This window comes from Bifidobacterium longum subsp. infantis ATCC 15697 = JCM 1222 = DSM 20088, assembly GCF_000269965.1.
In the GTDB taxonomy this organism is placed as follows: Bacteria; Actinomycetota; Actinomycetes; order Actinomycetales; family Bifidobacteriaceae; genus Bifidobacterium; species Bifidobacterium infantis.
In genome coordinates, this window is the sequence record NC_017219.1 from 1103711 (window position 1) to 1127183 (window position 23473).

Here is a 23473-nt window from a genome sequence, read left to right on the forward strand (position 1 = left end):
CACCTTCTTGGCTCCCCTCTCTTGAGGGGAGCTGTCAGCGAAGCTGACTGAGGGGAGCAAGGCCGGTATCCGCCAACGGATACCGGCCTTTTCCATGCATGCCAAAATGCTATACTGTATAGCATCTTCGAGATGGAGGTTGCCATGACCATGGTCCAAATGAACGTTCGCATTGATGCGAAACTGAAGAACGAGGTCGAAGAAGTCCTCAAGGGCAAAGGCGTATCGGTGAGTGACGTAATCCGGTCGCTGTGGTTATACATCGCCGACCGCAAGGAAGTGCCGGCATTGGAAACGACCGCCGAAGAGCAAGCCCGCGAGGAGGAAAAGCAGCGCAAGCTGAAACTGATTCGAGAAGGCACCGGATACGTGCACAAGGAACTGGTCAAGGCCGGACTGATCTCAGAAGACACCGACCTCATGGAAGGCCTTACCTACAAGCAGTTCCGCGACAAAATGTACGACGAGCAACTTGATACGTATTACAACATGAAGAGGGCCGATTGATGACCGACGTTTCCATGCAGCGTATTTTGCTTGATACCAATGTACTGTTGGACTATTTGCTCCATCGCGATGATCACGCCAAGATGGCGGAAGCGGTTATGGAACTTGGCGCGAAGAACAACGTTACGTTGTTGTGCGCGTCATTGTCGCTGAAGGATATCGCATACCTATTATCATCGGCGATTCGTAGGGAATTCAAACCGAATGAATCGGAAGTGGAGAATTTCACTCGCAACTTTCTGTCGTCACGGGTGCCATGGCGTTGTATCGAGCAGGTGAAGGAGATGTGTGACATTGTCGCTGTCGATGAGTCGACATGTGATAAGGCTTTTTCCCTGCAAAAACGGCATCGGGATTTTGAAGATGATCTGATCATCGTTGCCGCGCAACAATCCGGTGCCAACTGTGTGGTCACATCGGATGCCGAATTAATCAGTCATTTTCCCGAATATTGCAAAACACCGGCTGAAATCGTGGCGGCGCTGGAATAAATGAGCGTGTGGCTCCCCTCATGGAGGGGAGCCACCAATGATGTGCCGGCTACCGTAGCCTACTGCGCCTGTAGACGGAACTGCTTCCAGATGTCGCTGAGCTTCTGACCGTTGCGCGTGCGCTTCCACACGTCCAGACCTCCGCCGCGACGTCCTCCGGCGGCGGCACGGGCCGCGGCGGTCGGAGTTGGATATTCGGAGCCGTCATCCAGACGGAGACGACCGTTTTCGGTGACCGTGGCAAACCAGCGCTCGCCCTTGCGCGGCCGCTCCCACACCAGACGCTCGCCCGGCACCAGCAGACCAGCGTCAATCACCTGCCGGATCGTGACGCGCCGCGAACTATGAGACGGCCGTGGAGAGGTCTTCGACAACTCATCGACATTCTGCTTGGTCAGATCACGGGCGTCCTTGTCATACCGGATGCCCCAGTATTCCACGATGAGTCGGACCGACTCTTCCTGCCGCGCCTCCAGCAGGGCAGGTGTGCAGTCAGCGAAATCCTTCAACTGATTGGTCAGCGGGAAACGACGTGAATCCGCGCGCAACAGCATGCGGTCGCGACGTGCCGGATATTCACTCAACCTGTCCAACTGATCCTCAGGGCCCTGCACCAGCGCCATATTGCCGAGTCGGTACATCCAGAAATCATGTTGATCCTGCGACCAGTCCGCAAACGATTTCGACCGTTCGATATCTAACGGCATAATCGGCAGCGCACTGAACCGGCGTGGTCGATCCAACTGCATGCCGGCCTTCTGCTCGTTGGCGCGAATCAGCAGCAGACGGACCAAATCGCCGTCACCCTGCATCTCGCCATGCAAACGGACCAATGCGCCTTCACGGTCGCCGTCCGAGACATGCAACCCGTTCACGCGCTGGACCAAATAGCCCTTGTCAAGATCACGGATGGCGGCGTTCGCATAACCGCGCCGCTCCAACGCTCCAGTGCGATTCAGCGTACGGATGCCCGTCACCTGTTCCAATGCGGTCAGAATTTCCAACAGCCGACGCTCGTCATGGGCACCCAACGATTCCAGCGTGGCCGTGGTTCTGTCGGTACGCGAGGCACGAACCACGAACGGCGACAAATCGGCGTCGCCCAGCCCGCGATACGAATTGACCAACGCCCACATGGCCACGGGCTTCCACTCGTGGCTGCGGTAATCGTCCAATCCCTCAAGCCGGCTACGCACCTCGGCGGGCAGTATGGTGTCGCTGGGGCGCGCGATGATCCGCCATGCCATCGCATAGGGTGCCAGTACTTGGTTGATGAACGTGGGCACTGTGCCTTTGTCGATGTACGGTTGCAGCACGTCGGCCAGGAAATCCTCGATGAGCTTGTCGGTGGCCGGCTTGTGCGTGAGCACGAGATGCAGATAGGCGAAGAATTCCTCACAGTCATGCGGATCGTCGCCGATCGGGTCAATGATGTCATCCCAACGGGCTGCGTACACGTCAAGTTCGGCGGTCGACAGGCTGGCCGTGGCGCGCGCCTTGAACACGTCGGACGGGGTGAGCGGCAGGCCGCGCATGTTCATCACGTCGAAGATGCGATGCGCGCCGTCGAGATCGTCGGTGGTCACGATGACGAGCGTCACCTCGTTGACCAGATACTGCGCGAATTGCTGGCGTTCGGATGCCGACCAATTGGAGATCTCGTCGTACGTCTTGCGGATGTTGGCGACGATGTTGCGTTGCGCAGCGGTCGCCAGATCGTCGTCGTTCATGTCGAACACGGATTCGAGGTTGTCCTCCTGCACGTGTTCGCGGAAGAACGCCGCGTCGCGCTCGCGCAACGTGAGGCGAGGCTCGGTGACGATGCCGCGCAGCTTGTCGCCGGGCTCCACCAGCAGCGCGTCGAGTTGGCGCATGAGGTCCGGGTCTCGCTCCAGATCGCGCAGCACGGCGATGATGATCGACAGGGATACCAGCCGCTGCTGCCCGTCGATCACGTCATAACGGTTGTCGCCCTCGCGCACCAGAATCAGCGAGCCGAGGAAGTACGGGGTACCGGGTGACTTGCAGGCGTCGTCCAAGTCGCTTACCAGTTGCAGGATGTTCTCGGCCTTCCATATGTAGGCCCGCTGGAATGAGGGGATTGTGAACCGGAAATCCGGGGTGAACACTTTCCCGAGTGGTAGTTCCTTCGCGCTGATTGCCATGTCAATCCCTTCGTCGCCGGCCTTTGGACGGTATGCCGACGTGCCGACTGTGCTCAAGCCTACCAGTGTTCGCCCGGCGGCGGGCGCATCACGCCGGCTCGGGCACCGACCCCTCGTACAAGTAGAACGAAGACGGGTTTTCTCCCGGCACGGATGCGGGCAGTGACTGCTCGCACACCTGCGTCAGGCCGCGATGTACATAGAATCCGACATCGCACGTGGTATCCGTGAATAGGAAGTACTGACGTATGCCGGCTGCGCGGAATGCGCTCATCATCGTCTCGAACATGCGCCGGCCCAGACCGTGACCGCGCGCCGCCGGATCAAGTACGAACAGCACCACTTCAGCCGAATACTCATGGCCAATGTTCGCCGCCTGCTTACGCAGTTGCCTATCGACATGAAGAGTCCCGAGAATCTCGCTCGCAGCTGCCATGCCGTCGTGGGCAAACGCCAGTTGCAATAGCTTGCGCAACGAATGACGCCGGTGCATGTTCAGCGGGCTGCGATGGTCGAGCTCGTCGATACGCCCCACAATCAATGCGACGGGTTTATCTTCCAGCTCCGCGACAAAGGCCGTGGTCACACGTGCCAGACAGTTCTCCCAATCGGCCTCGGCTGCCAGCAAGCCGGTCCGCTCATCATATTCGGCGTACCAAGTGCGGCGCACCAGGTCGATCAGCGCCGGATAATCGTCTTTACGTAACGTTCGAATAATCGCTTCACTCATGTTCTCCATTATGACTGATATGGCTCGATAACCGGACGTGTTACAGTCGCGCCGGCAAATCGGCCCGCTCCACCAGCCTCGCCATCTGTACGCGGCCCATATTGAGCTTGTCCGCCGCGGAGGAGAGATGCGCCTTGGCCGTACGCTCCGAGATAAACATACGGGAGGCGATTCCGGCGTTGGGCTATGTGCTGCAAGACGATTCGCCGATTACGGTGCATGCCACGCGGATGGTGGAAACGCCCGTTACGCTTTGCGATGAGCAGAACGAGCCGATCGATCCTATTCATGGAATGTTCAGCTTTGTTCCTCTAAGATTGGTACTGGAACAAACGCTAAAGGAGCGATTATGACATTCGGTCAGCAGCCCCAGAACAACGGGCAATACAACCCGCAATACAACACGCCTGATTACAACGCCGCCCAACAGTCTGGATATGGCCAGCAATACGCACAGTCCGGTTACGGCCAGAACTACTATGCCCAGCCGCAGGGTGCCCCCACCTACCAGTACGCGCCGCAGGATGCGGCCGGTGCCGGCGCGGGTGCCGCCACCATCAACACGACGATGATCTACAACTACGAGGAGGCCCGCCGCGTCTCCGTAGCCAAGGTGTACGGCGAGATGACCATTGGCATCCTCGTCACCGCCGTGGTCGCCGTGCTCGGCCAGATCACCGGAGCCTACTACAGCTTCCTCATGGCCACCGGCATGGTGGGCCTCATCGGCCTGTGCGTGGTGCAGATTGCCCTGGCCGTGGTGCTCGGCATGCGCGTCACCAAGATGAAGTCGGCCACTGCGCGCGTCATGTTATATATGTACGCCGCATTGATGGGCTTCACCTTGAGCTCGATCTTCATGGTCTACGACCTCGGCTCGATCGGCGTGGCGCTCGGTGTCACCGCCGCGTTCTTCTTCGCTCTGACCATGTTCGGCATGACTACCAAGTTCGACATGCTCAAGGCCGGCCCGATCCTGATGATCGGCCTGATCGTGCTCATCATCTCGCAGATCGTGCTCGCCTTCGTGCAGGTCGACGGCATGACCAAGATCGTCTGCGCCATCGGCCTGATCCTGTTCGCCGGCATGGCCATCTACGACGCGCAGTCCACGCGCGCGCTGCTGACCGAGTACGAGGCCCAGGGCCCGGAAATGGTCAAGAAGATCTCCATCCTGTGTGCCCTGAACCTGTACCTCGACTTCGTGAACATGTTCCTGTACATCCTGCAGCTGCTCGGCAACAGGGACTAGCCTCGCCAGCCGATTGGTGGGCGGCATGTAGCCTGCTCGTCAAACGTCACAGCCCGACCACATTGTGGCCGGGCTTTTTCATGTCTGTCACATTCGCACGTTAGGCTGTCTCCCCGTGAAAAGACGAGAACTCGTAGGCATGCTGAGCCTGTTGTTGACCGCGCTGATCTGGGGTTTTGCGTTCGTGGCGCAGGTCCAGGGCATGGATTTGATGTCGCCGATGTTCTTCAACGCCACGCGCTTCACGCTGGGAGCACTGTCTTTGGTGCCGATTCTGCTGTGGCAGCGTGGCCGGGGGAGCGCGGATAAGGGCGATACAGCCGGGGTCGATGTCGTTGGGACCGAGGCATCCAGGGCCGTCTCCACAGATGCCGCATCGAACGGTGCATCCGACGTCGTTACCATCACCGGTGCCAAGCTGAATGCGAACAAGCCCGATTCGGCCGTGGCGCGATTGCTCGCCAACCCGGTGGTCATTTCCGTGATCTGCGGCATCGTGCTGTTCACCGCCAGCACCCTGCAGCAGTATGGCATTCTGTACGGCAAATCGGCCGGCCGTGCGGGATTCCTGACCGCCATGTACATCGTGATGGTGCCGTTGCTGGCCTACGTGTTCCTGCGCCGGCGCATCGGCATGCTGGTGTTCGTGGCCGTGGCGCTGTCCATCGCCGGCTTCTATCTGCTGTGCATCACCGATGGTTTCGGTTCGATCGGCCTGGCGGATATCCTGCTCGTGTTCACGGCCGTGCTGTTCGCCGTGCATATTCTGGTGATCGATACTTTGGGCGGCACCATGGACGCCATCAAGCTTTCATTCGGCCAGTTCTGCACCACCGCCGTGCTGAGCTGGGCGGGTTCGCTGATCGAAGGCTCGGTCGACTGGGCCGGCGCTGCCCATTCCTGGATTCCGATTCTGTACGCCGGCATCGGCTCGGTGGGCATCGCGTACACCTTGCAGGTGGTCGGCCAGCAATGGGTGCCACCGACGCGAGCCAGCCTGCTGATGAGCCTCGAATCGTTCTTCTCGGCGGTAGGCGGTGCGTTGCTTCTCGGTGAAGTGATGACCCCGCGCGGCAACCTCGGCTGCGCCCTCATCTTCCTCGGCACCCTGCTGGCCCAAGCGCCGGCCAGGCTGCCGAAGTGGCTGCAACGGTGAATGAATCGGCCGCAGGCCGATTCCATAGCACCTCAGTCCGAGGTCTTAGGCGCTTCACCCACTTGCGGCGCGCCGTTGATGTCGCGGTGGATGTTCTGCATTTGCACTTCGACGTTCTGCAGCGAACGGGCGCAGTCGAGCAGTGTCTGTGAATGCTCGCTGAGCTTGTTGTCCGGCAAATCGGTCTTGTAGCGCAGCGCATGCTCCAGCGACGCCCAATAATCCATGGCGATGGTACGGAACTGCACCTCCACCGGCGTGTAATGCGCGCCCGAGGAGAGAAACACGGGCACCGCGTAGATTACGTGCAATGAACGATACCCGTTCTGTTTCGGGTTCTTGATGTAGTCCTTGACGCGCAGCACCTGAATATCGGACTGCGACGACAGATAGTTGGACACGGAATACACGTCGTCGCGGTAATTACAGATCACGCGGATGCCGGCCACATCGAACAGATTGTCCTTAATCGAATTGACACTGATTGGCAGATCCTTGCGCTCCAGCTTGCCAATGATCGAACTCACCGACTTCAAACGGCGTTCCATATGATGTATAGGGTCATGGCTGAACCGCACCTGGAACTCGTCGTCGAGAATCTCCAGCTTGGTGCTGATCTCGTACATCGCGCCTTCATACACCTGCATGAGGTCAACGAATTTAACGACCTGTTCGGGAGTAAAGGTGCCTCCCGGAAGGTCCAACGCTTTGAGACGGGCTTGCAGATCGGAGGTTTTGAGTCGGCTATGTCGGTCAAGTATCACGTCCACCAATATACTCGGTGGATTCCAGCCAATCTGGATGTTAGCGGGGAATCTTTCCAAGAACCCATAATTTGACATCGTGACAACCAATGGCATACGTGACCGGAGCATGACGAACCCCGCCGATAGAATCGGTCGTTATGAATGAAGACATGATGACCGAGGCGGAGCGTGCCTCGATTGCAGCCGATGGAACCGATAGCTTGCTGGGGGAGCGTGGAAAGGGCGTATTCCATATCCACACGCTCGGCTGCCAGATGAACGTGCACGATTCCGAGCGCATCGCCGGCGTGCTGGAGGCCAATGGCTACGTGCCTGCAACCGAGGACCAGATCAATGACAATGACCTCGATCTGCTGGTGCTCAATACCTGTGCGGTACGCGAGAACGCAGCCGAACGCATGTATGGCACCATTGGCCGATTCAATCGCGTCAAACTGGTTCGGCCGAACCTGCAGATCGCCGTTGGCGGCTGCATGGCCCAGCTTGACCGCAAGAAGATCGCGGATACTGCGCCATGGGTTTCCGCGGTGTTCGGTACCAAGAACATCGAAGATCTGCCCAAGCTATTGGATCAGAATCGTGCGACCGGCAAGGCGCAGGTCCAGGTCACTGAACAATTGCGGCAGTTCCCGAGCCAGCTTCCCGCCGCCCGCGCCTCCCGCATCAGCTCGTGGGTGGCGATTTCCGTGGGCTGCAATAACACCTGCACGTTCTGCATCGTGCCCACCACGCGAGGCAAGGAAAAGGACCGCCGCCCCGGTGACATTCTTGATGAGATCCGCCAATGCGTGGCCGGCGGCGCCAAGGAGGTCACGCTTCTCGGCCAGAACGTGAACTCGTTTGGTTATGGCATCGGCGATCGATACGCTTTCAGCAAGCTGTTGCGTGCCTGCGGAACCATCGACGGTCTCGAACGTGTGCGCTTCACTTCGCCGCACCCGGCCGCCTTCACCGATGATGTGATTGCAGCCATGGCCGAAACGCCGAATATCATGCATCAACTGCACTTCCCGCTGCAGTCCGGTTCCGACCGCATCCTGCGCGCGATGCGCCGCTCCTACAGGTCCGCCAAGTTCCTCGATATCTTGGGCCGCATCCGCGAGGCCATGCCCGACGCACAGATTTCCACCGATATCATCGTCGGATTCCCCGGCGAAACCGAGGAGGACTTCCAGCAGACCATGGACGTGGTGCGCCAGGCGCGCTTCTCCTCGGCGTTCACGTTCATCTACTCGCCACGCCCCGGCACGCCGGCCGCCGCAATGGAACAGATTCCGCGCGACGTGGTGCAGGACCGGTTCGACCGACTGGTGGCGTTGCAGGAGCAGATCACCGAAGAGAACCTCGCCACATTCGAGGGCCGCGACGTCGAAGTGATGATCACCGGCAAACTCGGCAAGAAGGACACCGACACCCACCGTGTCACCGGCCGCGAGAAAACTGGCGTGCTGGTGCACATCGGCGTGCCTGAAGGCGAACCGGTACCTGAAATCGGCGATTTCGTCACGGTCACCGTCACACACGCTGGCCGCCATAATCTGCTTGCCGACCCCGATGTGGCCGCTGGACAGACCTATTCCGTGCGGCACTGAGGGGGCGTATATGACGCAACGAGTCGTCTCCATCGTCGGTCCCACCGCGTCAGGCAAGACGGGGTTGGGCATCGCCATCGCCCGGCGTCTGGCCGAAGCGGGGGAGCGGGCCGAAATCGTGAACGCGGACGCCTACCAGATGTACCGTGGCATGGATATCGGCACCGCCAAACCCACCGCCGAAGAACAGGCGGTCGTGTCGCACCATCTCATCGACATCATCGACCCCGAAGACACGATGAGCGTGGCCCGATTCCAGCAGCTTGCGCGCGAGACCATCGCCGACCTGCAATCACGTGGCATCCGGCCGATTCTCGTCGGCGGCTCCGGCTTGTACGCCAGAGCGGCCATCGATGACATCACCTTCCCCGGCACCGATCCCGACGTGCGCACACGTCTTGAGGAACGCGAGAAAACCGAGGGTGCCGGTGCTTTGTTCGACGAGCTGCGGGCCAAAGACCCCGAGGCCGCCGCGCGCATGGACCCGCGCAATCCACGCCGCACCATCCGTGCGCTGGAAGTCATCGAGCTTACCGGCAAACCGTATTCGGCCAGTCTGCCGCGCTACCGGTACGTGATTCCGTCCGTGCAGATCGGACTCGACCTGGATCGCCCGGATTTGGACCATCGCATCGATTTGCGCACCAAGCAGATGTATGACGATGGGTTCATCGAAGAAGTCGAACGGCTGCGCCCGCATCTGGGTGCCACCGCCGTACGCGCGCTCGGCTATCAGCAGATCATCGACCTGCTGGACGGCATCTGGGATGTGAACGACGCCTTCGCGGACATCGCACAGAAAACCAAGCGACTCGCCCGCAAACAGATGGGATGGTTCGGCCGTGACCCGCGCATCCACTGGCTGCAGGCCCTGAACCCGAAACTGGTCGACAACGCGATGGCCATTATCGCGCACGCCGACGCCGGCGACTACGACTCGATCGACGCCCGAGCCGACGAATACACCCAGCATCATCTGGGGGATATCACGGCGTAGGAATCAGCCAAAGGCCGATGCAATCACCCGCAATCAGTGTGCAGGCCCCTGATTCCAGCCGGCGATCAAGAACACGCGCGTCGGATTCGCCGGGCGTAGTATCGCGTCGAACATCGTCTCCAGTGCAGACGTGTCGCCCCGATATGCCGAGTGCTTGGCGGAGCGATACTCTTCGCGCGTCACTGAGCCCCAGTCGAGATCCCAGCCGGCGTCATGTGCCAAGCGTGAACCGAATATACGCAGCACCATCGCATTGCCGCCACGGAACGGATGCAGATAACCGAGCTCATCATAAATAGAAGCAAACGCGTGAACGAACACGTCGCGATCCAACGCATGCAGGTTGCGCTTGTCCGCCAACTCCATCGCGATGTTGTGCGCGCCGGTCTCAATGAGCCCAGCCGGGAAGAACGCCTCAGGATTCGCGGCCCGAGCCCGGTCGTTCGTCACCTCGCGTGTGGTGTTTGAGGTACGCAACTTGCCCGCATCCTCAAACACGCCTTCGAACAGCCCCTTATGAATGGCGGTCAACTCATCCAAGTCGCCAGACGGATTCCATCGACGTTCCGCCAACAATACGGTACGTGCGAACACCGCATCCGCGCGATCCGTGGCATGATCATCCAGACTGCCGGCAGCCAGACGATCCTTTCCGGCAGGGTCGGCGGCGGCGCGCAGACGCATGGCGGTCTGCTCGTCCGCCACGTCGATGAGATGGGTCACGGGCTCCAAGCCACGTTCGTAGGCAACCGCGGCGCGCATCGTTGCCTCGCCCGGCGTCATCGCTTCCAGTGCGCAGTTCTTGAGTGCAAATGCGACTGCGCTCGCACGCTCTGCGGGTGTCATGCAACCCATGATAAGGCATATTCGCGCTCCAGCGGGGAATCGACTCGGACGAACCGCGGCGAATCGGCTGTCGGGATTCGTCAATCGACCATATCGTCACGGTGTCGTCACCAACCATGCACCCCCGTACTAGTAGAATCAGACCCGATATGGCACGAACAGCATCCTCCAACAGCACCAAACCCCGTAAATCCAAAGACAATGGGTCTACCCATGATGGCGAAACCAAGGTCCAGCCCGAGCTTGACCTCGAACCTGAGCCGTTGTGGAAGAAGATCCTGCTCGCGATTCCGCGCGCGTTCGGCTCCGGCGTACGCGCCGTCACCGGCGTCGGCGAATACGACCCAGCCTACCGTCGTGACGGTTTGTGCTTCCTGCTGCTCGTGCTCGCCGTACTGTTCTGCGCGTCCGAATGGTTCCGTGTCAGCGGTCCATTCGGCCAGCTGCTTCACGCCATCGCGGCCGGTGTGCTTGGTCTGATGAGCGTCGTGCTGCCGGTGTTGCTCGCCGCCGTGGCCTTCCGACTCATGCGCAATTCCGGTAAAGGGTCCAATAACCCGCGTGTGGTCACCGGTTGGGTGCTGCTCATGTGGTCGATCTGTTCGATCATCGACGTGGCGATCGCCGCCGACCACACCGGATTCGACATCACGATTCTGCAATCCGCCGGCGGCCTGTTCGGCTTCTTCCTCGGCTCACCGCTCGCCTGGGGCCTTTCCAACGTGTTCGCCATCATCATTTTCGTGGTCGTCGGCCTGTTCTCCTTGCTGATGATTACCGGCACCCACGTCACCGATTTGCCGGAGGATGCGCGCAAAATCGCCGCTAAGATCCAGCGCAAACCGTATGTGCCGATGGGCCAGGAGACGGATGGGAGCGCCAGCCAGTTCCCCAACGAGGTCCGTGTGGGAGATACCACACTCGCCTTTGCCGACGGTGTTCCCTCGCATGACGGCGACGACGACGGCAACGACAACGATCAGGCCGGCGATGCACGGCCCAGCCTGTTCGCACGACTGTTCGGCCGCAAATCCAAGACCGAAGACGACAAAACCCTTGACAAGTATGCTGCCGACGATCCGTTCGACCGTGCCGCCAGCCAGCATGGTGCCACCGACGAAACCCCGGTGGTCGATCCGATGACCGGCGAGATTACCGGTGCGCGAACCATTGCATCGTCTTCGTACGACGGTCGTCCGCACCTATCCAGCCCTGCGCCTGCTGCCGATGCGGATGATGGCGACGCTTCCCGAACCCGCGTCATCACCAGTGGCCAGCCCGTCGCCATGCCCGGTGGGGGAGCGGTAGACGATCCGTGGGCACCCAGTGCCGCCCAGGCCGGTACTGTCGCGCTCGCGGGGGCAGCCGGGGCGATGGGAGCAGTCGGAGCCGCCGGTGCCGCGGCCGCGGCAGCCGCGACCGGAGCCTACGCAGGCGCCGATGCGGATGGCAGCGGAGTCGGCCAGGGCGTGCCCAATACGGACGGACAGCCGAATGCCGATGCCGGCAGCGACATCGACGACGATGCCAATAGGCCGTATCAGTTGCCCGACCTGAACCTGCTGACCAAAGGTCAGCCCCATGCGATGCGTACCCCGGCCAACGATCGCGTGATTCGGGCATTGACTTCCACCTTCGAACAGTTCAACGTGGACGCCAAAGTCGTCGGCTTCCTGCGTGGCCCTTCGGTCACCCAATATGAGGTCGAGCTTGGCCCCGGCGTCAAGGTGGAGAAAGTCACCAACCTGCAGCGCAACATCGCCTACGCGGTGGCCAGTTCGGATGTGCGCATCCTTTCACCGATTCCAGGCAAGTCCGCCATCGGCATCGAAATCCCGAACGAGGATCGCGAAATCGTGCACTTGGGCGACGTATTGCGCTCCGACAAGGCCGTGGGCGACCCGAACCCGATGCTCTCCGGCATCGGCAAGGACGTCGAAGGCCACTTCGTGACCGCCGACCTGACCAAGATGCCGCACCTGCTGGTGGCAGGTGCCACCGGTTCCGGTAAGTCGAGTTTTATCAACTCGATGCTCACTTCGATCATCATGCGTGCCACGCCCGAACAGGTGCGTCTGATCATGGTGGACCCCAAGCGCGTGGAACTGTCCGCCTACGCAGGCATCCCGCACCTGCTGACCCCGATCATCACCGATCCGAAGAAAGCCGCACAGGCCCTCGAATGGGTGGTCAAGGAGATGGATGCACGCTACTCCGACCTCGAATTCTTCGGATTCCGCCACGTCAAGGACTTCAACGAGGCCGTGCGCGCCGGCAAGGTACATGCGCCCGCCGGCTCCCAGCGCAAGGTGGCCCCCTATCCGTACATCCTCGTGGTGGTCGACGAGATGGCCGACCTTATGATGGTGGCCAAGAACGATGTGGAAAGCTCCATCCAGCGCATCACCCAGCTGGCACGAGCCGCCGGTGTGCATCTGGTGCTCGCCACCCAGCGTCCGTCGGTGGACGTGGTCACCGGTCTGATCAAGGCCAACATTCCATCCCGACTGGCGTTCGCCACCTCGTCCGCCACCGATTCGCGAGTTATTCTCGACACGGTCGGTGCCGAGACCCTGATTGGCCAGGGCGATGCGTTGTTCCTGCCGATGGGTTCCGCCAAGCCGATTCGTGTGCAGGGCTCGTGGGTGTCCGAATCCGAGATTCGCAAGGCCGTGGAGTTCGTGCGCACCCAGCGCAAGCCGAAGTATCGTGAGGACATCGAGCAGATGGCCAAGGAAGCCGAAAAGAAAGACAGCATGGAGCCGGACGAGCAGATCGGCGACGACATGGACGTGCTGCTGCAGGCCGCCGAACTCGTGGTCACCAGCCAATTCGGCTCCACCTCGATGCTGCAGCGCAAGCTCAGGGTCGGCTTCGCCAAGGCCGGCCGACTCATGGACCTGCTCGAATCGCGTGGCGTGGTCGGGCCGTCCGAAGGCTCGAAGGCCCGCGAAGTGCTCGTCCAGCCGCAGGACCTGCCGCAGGTGCTCGCCTTCATCCGAGGCGAAACCAGCTCGCTTGAAGCCACCGCCCCGCAACAGCCCGAACTCGGCGAGTAATTCACCCATCGACCTTCCTCTGATGAGGGAGGTGTCCCCGAAGGGGCGGAGGGAGAGAAGCGCCGCCACGCGGCCATCAGCACGCAACCTGATTCCCGAATAATAGCAGTCAATATCCAGCCACCACTCACTCAAGGTAGGAGTATGGGGGTAACGTGAACACTATGGATGAGAACACAATGGACAAGCAGTCATCGCCCAAATCATCGCTGTTCGACGGATGGAACGCGCCGCCGAACCTGGTCACCTACTCGCGCATCGTACTCGTGGTGATTTTCCTGACACTCGACATTCTCGCCGGCGCCTGGGGTGAGAGCAACCTGACCATGCGCTGGGTCGCCGCGGTACTGTTCATCATCGCCGCGTCCACCGATAAGATCGACGGTTGGATGGCCCGCAAATACAATCAGGTCACCGAAATGGGCAAGCTCATGGATCCGATCGCGGACAAGCTGCTCACTTGCGGCGCAATGATTGTATGCTCCGCGTTCGGCGAGCTCGGCTGGTGGGTGACCATCCTGTTCCTGATTCGCGAAATCGGTATCACCGTTATGCGCTTCTTCGTCATGGAGCGTCCGGGCGGCAAGGTCATCGCCGCCGCATGGCCCGGCAAGCTCAAGACCGTATTCCAGTGCGTGGGTCTGTCCATGCTGCTGCTGCCGTTCTGGTCATTGGGTAACGGACAGGCCACGCCGTTCTGGATGACCGCTTACTACTTCCTGACCTACGCCATCATCTACGTGGCATTGGTCCTGTGCCTCTACTCGGGTGCCGTGTACCTGTACAACACGTTCGTCGCCCCGAAGCGGAAGTGACGGATATTCCAATGCAGGAATTGTGCGACAGTCTCGCGGCCGGCATCCTCAAGATCTGCGAGGCGAACAATACGAAAATCTCCTGCGCTGAATCCCTGACCGGTGGCCTGCTCGCCGATGCGTTCGTGCGTATTCCCGGTGCCTCCAACGTGTTGCTGGGCTCCGCTGTCACCTACGACATCAATGCCAAGGCCTCGATCCTGCACGTGGACAAGGCCCTATTGGATCGAGAAGGTGCCGTACGCCCCGAAGTCGCCCGGCAGATGGCCATCGGTACCGCTCGTCTATACAGCCAGCCGGAATACGGCGACCGAATCATCGGCCTTTCCACCACCGGCGTGGCCGGCCCCGGTCCGGACGGTGACAAGCCGGCTGGACTGGTGTATGTGGGCCTGCGTATCCCCGCAAGCCTCACCGCGGACCATGTCGAAGTGCTCAAAGCCGTCGAACTCCATCTTGACGGCATGCGCGAAGAGGTTCGTCGCCTCACCGTATTCCACGTTCTGCAAAACTTGAGTCTATTCACAGCAAGTTTTAAGGAATAAAACCGCGGGACCGTCGTGTTGTACATAGTGGAAACACTGAACCGACCTTGGAAGGGCGATGGCGATGGAAACGATGACCCGAGTGAACGAACAGATGGATGTGGCCGCCAAGAAGCCGATGGCTGTGCAGCCGGGTGTCGCCCGTATGCGTGAACTGACTCCGGCCCAGCGCCGTGCGGTGATGTTCGCCCAGCAGCAGGTGCTCAAGGCGCAGGCCGCCAAGAAGGCCAAGGATCAGCGTCAAGCCGTTCGTGAACGTATGTGGGATGAGGATTCGCCGTCGTACAAGCCGACTGCCGCCGCCGAGCCCGTGGTGGTTGAGGAGGAGCCTCGCGAGGTTTCGCTGCGTGGTGCTATCGGTCATGTGCTGCGCGAACTGCGCACGCGCGATCGCCGTACGTTGCGTGAGGTCTCCGAGAAGGCGGGCGTTTCGCTGGGCTACCTTTCCGAAGTCGAACGTGGGCAGAAGGAAGCCAGCTCCGAACTGCTGAGCTCCATCGCCGATGCGCTCGGAGTCTCCACTTCGCGCATGCTGCGCATGGTGGCTGATTATCTCGACTCGGTCGAGGGCTGATCGGTTGGCGGTGTGAAGCCGCGTACAGTAGTCTATGTCTAGCTGTGAACCCGTATCGCTTGTGGCGATGCGGGTTTTGCTGTCCTGCGGGTGGTGGCACACTGGCGTGTATGCGTGAACGGGAATTCTGGGAATTACTTGAAGAGGTGTTCGGTCGGACCTACGGTCGTTCGCTGTCGCGTGATCAACGGATGCCCAAACTGGCGAATATGACTGTGGTCGAGGCGTTGGACGCGGGGGAGGAGCCACGCGTGGTCTGGAATGTGCTCTGCGACCAGATGGAGGTTCCGGACTCCAAGCGTTGGGGCCACGATCATAACGCGCCGCCCATGCCCGCCGTCTGACACTGCGGGATTACGGAGTCGCTGAATCGTGAAATTGGCGATTTCGGCGTGTTGCACGCCAAATTCGAACAGATGTTCGTGTGTGTGGTTATAGTTATCCACAGTGACAAGAAGCCGCATACGTGTGCACAGGGTGCTTGCCATCCGCCATAAGCCTTATCGCAGTAGGGCTTAAGGAGGCCAGGCGGCCGAGCTTGGGCAAGCTGGAACCACAATGGTTGGTCTGGATTGCCTCGCATGGCATGTCCGTCATACGGTGGAGGCATCCGATTCGCACACGACTTCGACAAGGAGAAGATCATGGCACTTGAGACCAAGCCGGCCAAGGACCCGGCAGCCGAGGACAAGCACGAGCTCGATCCCAAGCGCAAGGCGGCGCTGGACACCGCGCTGGCGCAGGTCGAGAAGAGCTTTGGCAAAGGTTCCGCAATGCGACTGGGCGACCAGCCCGAGCAGAACGTCGAGGTGATTCCCACCGGTTCGTTGGCCCTCGATATGGCGCTCGGCATCGGCGGCCTGCCCAAGGGCCGCATCGTGGAGATCTACGGCCCCGAATCATCCGGTAAGACCACGCTCGCATTGCATGTGGTGGCCAATGCCCAGAAGAAGGGCGGCGTGGCGGCCTACATCGATGCCGAACACGCACTCGACCCGGCCTACGCCCGCAAGCTCGGCGTGGACACCGACTCGCTCATCGTCTCCCAGCCGGATAACGGCGAGCAGGCCCTCGAAATCGCCGACATGCTGATTCGCTCCGGTGCACTTGACGTCATTGTCATCGACTCGGTCGCCGCCCTAGTGCCGAAGGCCGAAATCGAAGGCGAAATGGGAGACAGCCATGTTGGTTTGCAGGCCCGACTCATGAGTCAGGCGCTGCGCAAGATGACCGGCGCGTTGGCTCAGGCCGGCACCACCGCCATCTTCATCAACCAGCTGCGTGAGAAGATCGGCGTGTTCTTCGGCAACCCTGAAACCACCACCGGTGGTAAAGCTCTGAAGTTCTACGCCTCCGTGCGTCTCGACATCCGCCGCATCCAGACCTTGAAGAACGGCGACGAAGCGGTGGGCAACCGCACGCGCGTCAAGGTGGTCAAGAACAAGATGGCCCCGCCTTTCAAGTCCGCCGAATTCGACATGCTCTACGGTGAAGGCATTTCCCGTGAGGGCTCGGTGATCGACATGGCCCAGCAGGTTGGCGTGGTCAAGAAGTCCGGTTCGTGGTTCACCTATGAGGGTGATCAGCTCGGTCAGGGACGAGAGAAGGTCCGTCAGTTCCTTAAGGACAACCCGGCCATCACCGAGGAGATTGAGAACAAGGTCAAGGCCGAGTTCGGTCTGATCGGTTCCGCCGATCAGTTCGCGGAAGATGGCGAAGCCGCAGCAGCGGCCGCCGTCAGCGAGGCCGCTGCGGCCGACGTGGCCAAGGACAGCAAGGCCGCAGCGGCGTCTGCTGCCAAAACGACCCGTGCCAAGGCCGGCACGGCGAAGGCCTGAACATGATTAGTGCCGAAGCGTTCTTGCGGCGCAATCCTGTTGCGTCGCAAGACATGCCCATTGCCGAGCAGCGTGTTCAGTCGAAACCGTCGGGACGTTTTTCTCGACGGGGGAGAGGCGCTGCCGTTGTCGAAGATCCCAATGATTTGGACGCTTGCCGCGAGGCTGCCTTGCGTTTGCTGGACGCGGCCCCGCGTGCATCCGGCGCGTTACGCGAACGATTGCTTGCCAAAGGGTACGGCGAGGCGATCGTGGACGAGGTCATCGAACGGCTGATTCGCGTGCAACTGATTGACGACCGCGCTTATGCCGAATCGGCCGTACGCTATTGTGCCGGTCGCATGATGGGCCGTCGTGGTGCGGTCCTGGAACTTGCTCGCAAAGGCGTGGACCGCAAACTGGCTGAACAGGTGTGTGGCGAAGCTGAGCAAAATGGCATCTTTGAAGATGCCGCATGGGAATTGGGCCGCCAGATAGCCCGCAAAACCCATGGCCTCGATCATCAGGTCCGTCAGCGTCGGTTTTGGTCCGCAGGCGGCCGCAAAGGACACAGCCCCGAAACCCTCCGCCGAGTCGCCGCCGAATTGTTGGCGTAGCCAAGAAAAAAAAATGAGACCTCTCATACCCCGGGTTCTGTCGTGCCGTGCGCGAACGCGCAGCACGGATGGCCATCCATCTCGACCTGACGTTACCGCCAGGCTCTAGCAGCCTACCCGATGACACGGGCGAGCAGCCCTTACCGCCATCTGCTTGGCCTTGCTCCCGATGAGGCTTGCCATGCGACCTACTGTTACCAGAGGCCCGGTGGTCTCTTACACCGCCGTTTCACCCTTACCCGTCGAGGACGGGCGGTCTGTTCTCTGTTGCGCTATCTCTCAGGTCACCCTGGGCGGACGTTATCCGCCATCGTGCTCTATGGAGCCCGGAAGTTCCTCAGCCGATCCCAATGAAGATCACGGCCGCGGCCATCAAGAGGTCTCAAGCTTGCAATTATACATAAGGTGCGGAAAAGGCGGCATCCCGCCCTGCGGTGAGGCCATGACGTTGCCCGGTTATCCTGTTTTCTCCATAGTTGGGCGATTCGTGAACGACGCGCCGAATATCGGATGGGGCGTGTCGGGCGTGTCGTATGGAGACGAATCAAATCTGTAAGAGCTTGGTATGTGCGAGAAAGAGCAAGAAAACGCTGCCTATCCATTGCAGTATTTACCATGACGAACAAACAAGCCAGCCTGATAAACCGGTATCAAATCTTCTTATAGGAGACTGCTGCCAAAAGCCCAGTATATACATCGTTTCATTGCAGAGAAAAGCCCGGAGACAAACATATATTCTCTGGGCGAGTTTCCGGCCGTTCACCCATTGTTCGTCTACAATGAAACATACCCGGTCGGTGATGATGCCGTTCGGAACACATATAGCGGGTTACACCGCTTGAGTTAGAGGAGGTCAACATGGAAATCGTCGTTACCGGACGCCACACGCAGGTCAAGCAAAGGTTCCGTGATGTGGTCGAGACCAAGATGAATCGTGTGACCGCTATCGCCCCGGATGCTCAGCGCGCGCAGATTGTGCTGACCCATGAGGGCAACCCGCGTCAGGCCGATACCGCCAAGCGCGTGGAAATCACCGTTATCGCCGGACGTACCGTGGTGCGTGCGGAGGCTTCCAGCACCGATGAATTCAGCGCGCTGGACATGGCGCTGGATAAGTTGACGCTGCGTCTGCGTCGTACTCGTGACCGTCGCAAGGATCACCGTCGTGGTTACGCGAACCCGGTCCCGGTGGATCTGGGTGTTATCGCCCCGGAGACCGAGCCGGAGGAGTCGGAGGAAGAGCCGAACAACAGCCCGCAGGCTGCGGTCGCCTCCGATCTTGGCCCTGGCGAATCCGTGGAGGTCCAGGTTGGGGATACGCCGATTGTCATCCGTCGCAAGCTGCACATCGCCGAGCCTATGAGCATCGACGAGGCGCTGTACGAGATGGAACTGATCGGACACGACTTCTTCCTGTTCGTGAACAAGGAGACCGGACGCCCGTCCGTCGTCTACCACCGTCACGGTTGGAGCTACGGCGTGTTCGAAATCGATACTCCGGAGAATGTCAAGAAGGCCTGAAGGTAAGGCCTGCTGACACGATCAGCTGATACCGCATGGACCGCTTCCAATATGGAGGCGGTCCATTTTTTCGTAAGAAGGTCGAAAAAATCGACTGCTGACGGTGCGAGGCGCTATTCTGGTACGCGGACACCACCACTTATCAGTCAAGGGAGAACCCAGTGGTCGATATTGTTGACAAAGCCCTGCGAATGGGTGAAGGCCACCAGCTCAAGAAGCTGGAGAACGTGGCCAAGGCCGTGAACGCTCTGGAGGATGAGATCTCCGCCCTCTCTGACGAGGATCTGAAGGCCCAAACCCCGAAGTTCAAGCAGGAGATCGAAAACGGCAAGAGCCTGGACGAGATCATGCCCGAGGCGTTCGCCACCGTGCGCGAGGTTTCCAAGCGCACCCTTGGCCAGCGTCACTTCGACGTGCAGCTCATGGGCGGTGCCGCCCTACACTGGGGCAACATCGCCGAAATGAAGACCGGTGAAGGCAAGACCCTGGTCGCCACCCTGCCCACCTATCTGAACGCCCTCGAAGGCAAGGGCGTGCACGTGGTCACCGTCAACGACTACCTTGCCAGCTACCAGAGCGAGCTGATGGGCCGTATCTACCGTTTCCTCGGCATGAACGTCGGCTGCATCATCACCGAGCAGAAGCCGCCGGAGCGCCGCAAGCAGTACAACGCCGACATCACCTATGGCACCAACAACGAGTTCGGCTTCGACTACCTGCGTGACAACATGGCCTGGGAGAAGGCCGACCTCGTGCAACGCGGCCACCACTACGCCATCGTCGATGAGGTCGATTCCATCCTCATCGACGAGGCCCGTACCCCGCTTATCATCTCCGGCCCGGCCGAAGGCGACGTGACCCGCTGGTACCGTCAGTTCGCCAAGCTGGTGCTGAAGCTCACCCGCGACGAGGACTACGACGTCGACGAGAAGAAGAAGGTCGTCGGCATCCTGGACCCGGGCATCACCAAGGTCGAGGACTTCCTCGGCATCGACAACCTGTATGAGCCGGCCAACACCGCCCTGATCGGCTACCTCAACAACGCCATCAAGGCCAAGGAACTGTTCCTGCGTGACAAGGACTACGTCGTCACCCAAGGCGAGGTGCTCATCGTCGACGAGCACACCGGCCGTATCCTGCCGGGCCGCCGCTACAACGAGGGCCTGCACCAGGCCATCGAAGCCAAGGAAGGCGTGGAGGTCAAGGCCGAGAACCAGACCTTCGCCACCATCACCCTGCAGAACTACTTCCGTATGTACGACAAGCTCGCGGGCATGACCGGTACGGCCGAAACCGAGGCCGCCGAGTTCATGAACACCTACAAGCTGGGCGTGCTGCCGATCAAGACCAACAAGCCGATGATCCGCAAGGACCAGGACGACCTCATCTACCGCACCAAGAAGGAGAAGCTGGCCGCCATCGTCAAGGACGTGGCCAAGCGTCACGCCGAGGGCCAGCCGGTGCTGCTCGGCACCGCCTCCGTGGAAAGCTCCGAAGTGGTCTCCGCCCTGCTCGACGTGGCGAAGATCCCGCACCAGGTCCTGAACGCCAAGCAGCACGAGAAGGAAGCCGCCGTGGTCGCCGTCGCCGGCCGCAAGGGCGCCGTCACCGTGGCCACCAACATGGCCGGCCGTGGTACCGACATCATGCTCGGCGGCAACGTCGAGTTCCTTGCCGACGCCAAACTGAAGTCCGAGGGCTACTCTCCGGAGGACACCCCGGAGGAGTATGAGAAGCGTTGGCCGGGCACCCTGAACGAGATCAAGGCCCAGGTCAAGGACGAGCATGAGGAGGTCAAGGAACTGGGCGGCCTGTATGTGCTCGGCACCGAACGCCACGAGTCCCGTCGAATCGACAACCAGTTGCGCGGTCGTTCCGGCCGCCAGGGCGACCCGGGTGAATCCCGCTTCTACCTGTCGCTGGAAGATGACCTGATGCGTCTGTTCAACACCCAGCTGGTGGCCCAGGTCATGGCCAGGGGCATGGAGGAAGGCCAACCGATCGAGGCCAAGTCCGTCACCAAGGGCGTGCGCACCGCGCAGAAGGCCGTCGAATCCCGTAACTATGAGATTCGCAAGAACGTGTTGAAGTATGACGACGTGATGAACAAGCAGCGCACGGTCATCTACTCCGAGCGCCAGGCCGTGCTCAAGGGCGAAGACATCCACAAGGACATCCTGCGTTTCATTTCCGACACCGTCGAGTCCTACATCAAGGGTGCCAACAAGGGATCCGAGAAACCGAAGGACTGGGATTGGGAGGGCCTGTTCAAGGCGCTCAACACCGTGATTCCCACCAAGGTCGACGAAGACGAGGTCAGGAAGATCGTCGGCGGCCTCAAGGGTGCGAAGGCCGTCGAGGCCGTGCGCGACCTGATCGTCGAGGACGCCAGGCAGCAGTACGGCGAAATGGAGGAGACCATCGGCGAGACCGGCTTGCGCGATCTCGAACGTCGCGTGGTGCTCGCCGTGCTCGACCGCAAGTGGCGCGAGCACCTTTACGAGATGGATTACCTCAAGGACGGCATCGGCCTGCGTGGCATGGGCCAGCGCGACCCGCTGGTCGAATACCAGCGCGAAGGCTACCAGATGTACAACTCCATGATCGAGGCCATCAAGGAGGAGACCGTCCAGCTGCTGTTCCACATCGACATCAAGCAGGTCGCCACCACCGACGATGCCGTTGACGAGGTCGAGGAGACCGCCGAAAGCGCCGACACCATCGCCGTGGCCTCCGGCCCCGACGAGAACGGCGAATCCGTGGTCGAGGCCGCCGAGGGCGAAGTCGAAGAAGAGGACGAGGATACGGACGCCAAGCAGGCGATTGCCGAATCCGCAGCCGCCTCCGAGGCCGGCGAGTCCACGCTGCCTGTTGCCGGCCCGGCTCCGGTCAGCCACGCCGAAGGCAAGGTTCCGGTTTCCAAGCGTCCGAAGAGCGAAGAGCTCAAGACGCCATGGGCCGACGGCCGCACCTTCCCTGGCACCGGCAAGAACGCCCCGTGCCCGTGCGGTTCCGGCCGCAAGTACAAGATGTGCCACGGCCAGAACGAAGCGTGACGGTGACGATGAATCGGCATTGACCATCCGATGGTTCGACGACCGAACGGATATACGCCGGGGCCGGCGCCCAATGATATGGGTGCCGGCCCCGGCGTTATTCACGATCGGTATGATGGTCCTGCATTATCTGGCGGCGTCCGCCAACAGTATCCCGGCGATTGCATCGGCGAGTCTCGCGTGGCCTTCCGGATTCATGTGCAGTTTATCGAGATCGCTGGGTTCGGCGACCGTCGCGGCGTCGAGGAACAGCCACCCATTACGTTCGGCGGCCTTGCGGTACCAGCGAGACAGTTCGTGCGAGCGTTCGACGGCGCTCTGCGCGAAACTGGCATAGGGAACTCCGGGTTTGATGTGGATGGGGGAGACGAGAAGGATTCTCGGCGCCGGCCCGCAACCCGCATAGTCGTAATCGCGAATCGTGCGTGCGACCATTTCGGCGCCTGCCGCGACGATGCGCGATGATGCATTGAACATCTCTTTGAGGTCATTGGTACCCAGCATCACAATCGCGTAATCGAGCGGACAGTGCGATTGCAATACGATCGGAAGTGCCTCCATACCGGAACGATGCGGCTCCAAAGGGTTGTCGAACACGGAGGTGCGACCGCTCATACCCTCTTCGATGACATGCCATCCATCCCCCAACAGCGAGGCCAGACGCCCCGGCCATCGCACGTCGAGAGGGTGCCTGGTTCCGGGATCCGCGGGATCGGTGCCGAAGGTGTTGGAGTCGCCGAAACATAATACGTTCTTCATAGATGAATCCTTCTTGAAGACGGGCAGCAACGCACACATCATACATCGATCGGCGCCAAGCGTTCCCGACGTTTGCCGTAGCCCGCCCGGGCGCACACGGTGCGAGGTGCCGGCCGATGGATGTTCGTGATACGGACGGGAACACATGAGGGAGCGCCGAGCCGTTACAATTGGCGGCACAATGACAATGACACGGGCGCCCGGAAG

Annotated in this window: 21 protein-coding genes, 1 other RNA gene and 1 pseudogene; 16 read left to right on the forward strand and 7 right to left on the reverse strand. The window is 60.6% G+C overall.

Going from position 1 to position 23473, the window contains the following annotated elements; genetic code table 11:
- The first annotated feature begins 144 nt into the window (after positions 1 to 144).
- Both BLIJ_RS04730 and BLIJ_RS04735 read left to right on the forward strand, forming a co-directional pair.
- Positions 145 to 507: a type II toxin-antitoxin system RelB/DinJ family antitoxin gene (locus BLIJ_RS04730; protein ID WP_012577299.1), complete on the forward strand. Its 363-nt coding sequence runs from the start codon at positions 145 to 147 to the stop codon at positions 505 to 507.
- Positions 507 to 998, forward strand: coding sequence for a PIN domain-containing protein (locus tag BLIJ_RS04735; RefSeq protein WP_014484735.1), 492 nt, complete (start codon positions 507 to 509; stop codon positions 996 to 998). Before BLIJ_RS04730 ends, BLIJ_RS04735 begins: the two co-directional genes overlap by 1 nt.
- 59 nt (positions 999 to 1057) lie before the next feature.
- Here BLIJ_RS04735 and BLIJ_RS04740 read toward each other — a convergent pair whose 3' ends face one another.
- The 3 genes and pseudogenes from BLIJ_RS04740 to BLIJ_RS13505 form a co-directional block, all read right to left on the reverse strand.
- Complete coding sequence (locus tag BLIJ_RS04740) at positions 1058 to 3163, reverse strand: GmrSD restriction endonuclease domain-containing protein (RefSeq protein ID WP_012577301.1); 2106 nt, start codon at positions 3161 to 3163, stop codon at positions 1058 to 1060.
- A gap of 88 nt (positions 3164 to 3251) precedes the next feature.
- The gene (locus BLIJ_RS04745) at positions 3252 to 3893 is read right to left on the reverse strand and encodes a GNAT family N-acetyltransferase (RefSeq protein ID WP_013140893.1); all 642 of its coding nucleotides are present in this window, start codon (positions 3891 to 3893) and stop codon (positions 3252 to 3254) included.
- Between the two features lie 40 nt (positions 3894 to 3933).
- Positions 3934 to 4074: pseudogene (locus BLIJ_RS13505) on the reverse strand (LuxR C-terminal-related transcriptional regulator); the annotation flags it as partial.
- Here BLIJ_RS13505 and BLIJ_RS14235 point away from each other — a divergent pair.
- The 3 genes from BLIJ_RS14235 to BLIJ_RS04760 all read left to right on the forward strand — a co-directional run bounded on the left by BLIJ_RS14235 (position 4028) and on the right by BLIJ_RS04760 (position 6301).
- Positions 4028 to 4246, forward strand: coding sequence for a hypothetical protein (locus BLIJ_RS14235; RefSeq protein ID WP_014484736.1), 219 nt, complete (start codon positions 4028 to 4030; stop codon positions 4244 to 4246). The pseudogene BLIJ_RS13505 and the gene BLIJ_RS14235 overlap by 47 nt on opposite strands.
- Positions 4243 to 5145, forward strand: a complete 903-nt coding sequence (locus tag BLIJ_RS04755; protein ID WP_014484737.1) for a Bax inhibitor-1/YccA family protein — start codon at positions 4243 to 4245, stop codon at positions 5143 to 5145. The genes BLIJ_RS14235 and BLIJ_RS04755 overlap by 4 nt, the downstream gene beginning before the upstream one ends.
- Positions 5146 to 5284: 139 nt before the next feature.
- Positions 5285 to 6301: a DMT family transporter gene (locus BLIJ_RS04760; RefSeq protein WP_012577304.1), complete on the forward strand. Its 1017-nt coding sequence runs from the start codon at positions 5285 to 5287 to the stop codon at positions 6299 to 6301.
- A gap of 32 nt (positions 6302 to 6333) precedes the next feature.
- On the opposite strand, the gene BLIJ_RS04765 is transcribed toward BLIJ_RS04760, so the two are convergent.
- Complete coding sequence (locus BLIJ_RS04765) at positions 6334 to 7065, reverse strand: GTP pyrophosphokinase (RefSeq protein ID WP_012577305.1); 732 nt, start codon at positions 7063 to 7065, stop codon at positions 6334 to 6336.
- A 140-nt stretch (positions 7066 to 7205) separates the two neighbouring features.
- Here BLIJ_RS04765 and miaB point away from each other — a divergent pair, with 140 nt between their 5' ends.
- The gene (gene miaB / locus BLIJ_RS04770) at positions 7206 to 8660 is read left to right on the forward strand and encodes a tRNA (N6-isopentenyl adenosine(37)-C2)-methylthiotransferase MiaB (protein ID WP_012577306.1); all 1455 of its coding nucleotides are present in this window, start codon (positions 7206 to 7208) and stop codon (positions 8658 to 8660) included.
- Positions 8661 to 8670: 10 nt separating this feature from the next.
- A complete protein-coding gene (gene miaA / locus BLIJ_RS04775) occupies positions 8671 to 9657 on the forward strand; it encodes a tRNA (adenosine(37)-N6)-dimethylallyltransferase MiaA (RefSeq protein ID WP_012577307.1) in 987 nt (328 codons plus the stop codon).
- Positions 9658 to 9690: 33 nt separating this feature from the next.
- Here the strand turns inward: miaA and BLIJ_RS04780 are convergent, their stop codons facing one another.
- Positions 9691 to 10440: a Fic/DOC family protein gene (locus BLIJ_RS04780; RefSeq protein WP_014484740.1), complete on the reverse strand. Its 750-nt coding sequence runs from the start codon at positions 10438 to 10440 to the stop codon at positions 9691 to 9693.
- A 212-nt stretch (positions 10441 to 10652) separates the two neighbouring features.
- On the opposite strand from BLIJ_RS04780, the gene BLIJ_RS04785 reads away from it, so the two are divergent.
- The 7 genes from BLIJ_RS04785 to BLIJ_RS04815 all read left to right on the forward strand — a co-directional run bounded on the left by BLIJ_RS04785 (position 10653) and on the right by BLIJ_RS04815 (position 17930).
- On the forward strand, positions 10653 to 13562 hold the full coding sequence (locus BLIJ_RS04785) for an FtsK/SpoIIIE family DNA translocase (RefSeq protein ID WP_014484741.1): 2910 nt from the start codon (positions 10653 to 10655) through the stop codon (positions 13560 to 13562).
- A gap of 164 nt (positions 13563 to 13726) precedes the next feature.
- Positions 13727 to 14377, forward strand: coding sequence for a CDP-diacylglycerol--glycerol-3-phosphate 3-phosphatidyltransferase (gene pgsA / locus BLIJ_RS04790; protein ID WP_012577310.1), 651 nt, complete (start codon positions 13727 to 13729; stop codon positions 14375 to 14377).
- A gap of 11 nt (positions 14378 to 14388) precedes the next feature.
- On the forward strand, positions 14389 to 14922 hold the full coding sequence (locus BLIJ_RS04795) for a CinA family protein (RefSeq protein WP_012577311.1): 534 nt from the start codon (positions 14389 to 14391) through the stop codon (positions 14920 to 14922).
- 58 nt (positions 14923 to 14980) lie between these two features.
- Positions 14981 to 15496: a helix-turn-helix domain-containing protein gene (locus BLIJ_RS04800; RefSeq protein ID WP_077323764.1), complete on the forward strand. Its 516-nt coding sequence runs from the start codon at positions 14981 to 14983 to the stop codon at positions 15494 to 15496.
- A 110-nt stretch (positions 15497 to 15606) separates the two neighbouring features.
- Complete coding sequence (locus tag BLIJ_RS04805) at positions 15607 to 15840, forward strand: DUF3046 domain-containing protein (RefSeq protein ID WP_007052642.1); 234 nt, start codon at positions 15607 to 15609, stop codon at positions 15838 to 15840.
- Positions 15841 to 16140: 300 nt separating this feature from the next.
- Complete coding sequence (recA, locus tag BLIJ_RS04810) at positions 16141 to 17334, forward strand: recombinase RecA (protein ID WP_041981820.1); 1194 nt, start codon at positions 16141 to 16143, stop codon at positions 17332 to 17334.
- 2 nt (positions 17335 to 17336) lie between these two features.
- Entirely contained in the window at positions 17337 to 17930 is a 594-nt protein-coding gene (locus BLIJ_RS04815; RefSeq protein WP_012577315.1) for a regulatory protein RecX, read from the forward strand.
- A gap of 10 nt (positions 17931 to 17940) precedes the next feature.
- Here the strand turns inward: BLIJ_RS04815 and rnpB are convergent.
- Positions 17941 to 18315, reverse strand: an RNA gene (gene rnpB / locus BLIJ_RS13100) — RNase P RNA component class A.
- Between the two features lie 473 nt (positions 18316 to 18788).
- On the opposite strand from rnpB, the gene hpf reads away from it, so the two are divergent.
- On the forward strand, positions 18789 to 19451 hold the full coding sequence (gene hpf / locus BLIJ_RS04820; RefSeq protein ID WP_012577316.1) for a ribosome hibernation-promoting factor, HPF/YfiA family: 663 nt from the start codon (positions 18789 to 18791) through the stop codon (positions 19449 to 19451).
- A 161-nt stretch (positions 19452 to 19612) separates the two neighbouring features.
- A complete protein-coding gene (gene secA / locus BLIJ_RS04825; RefSeq protein ID WP_012577317.1) occupies positions 19613 to 22507 on the forward strand; it encodes a preprotein translocase subunit SecA in 2895 nt (964 codons plus the stop codon).
- 126 nt (positions 22508 to 22633) lie between these two features.
- Here secA and BLIJ_RS04830 read toward each other — a convergent pair whose 3' ends face one another.
- Positions 22634 to 23266, reverse strand: coding sequence for a GDSL-type esterase/lipase family protein (locus BLIJ_RS04830; protein ID WP_012577318.1), 633 nt, complete (start codon positions 23264 to 23266; stop codon positions 22634 to 22636).
- Between the last annotated feature and the right edge of the window lie 207 nt (positions 23267 to 23473).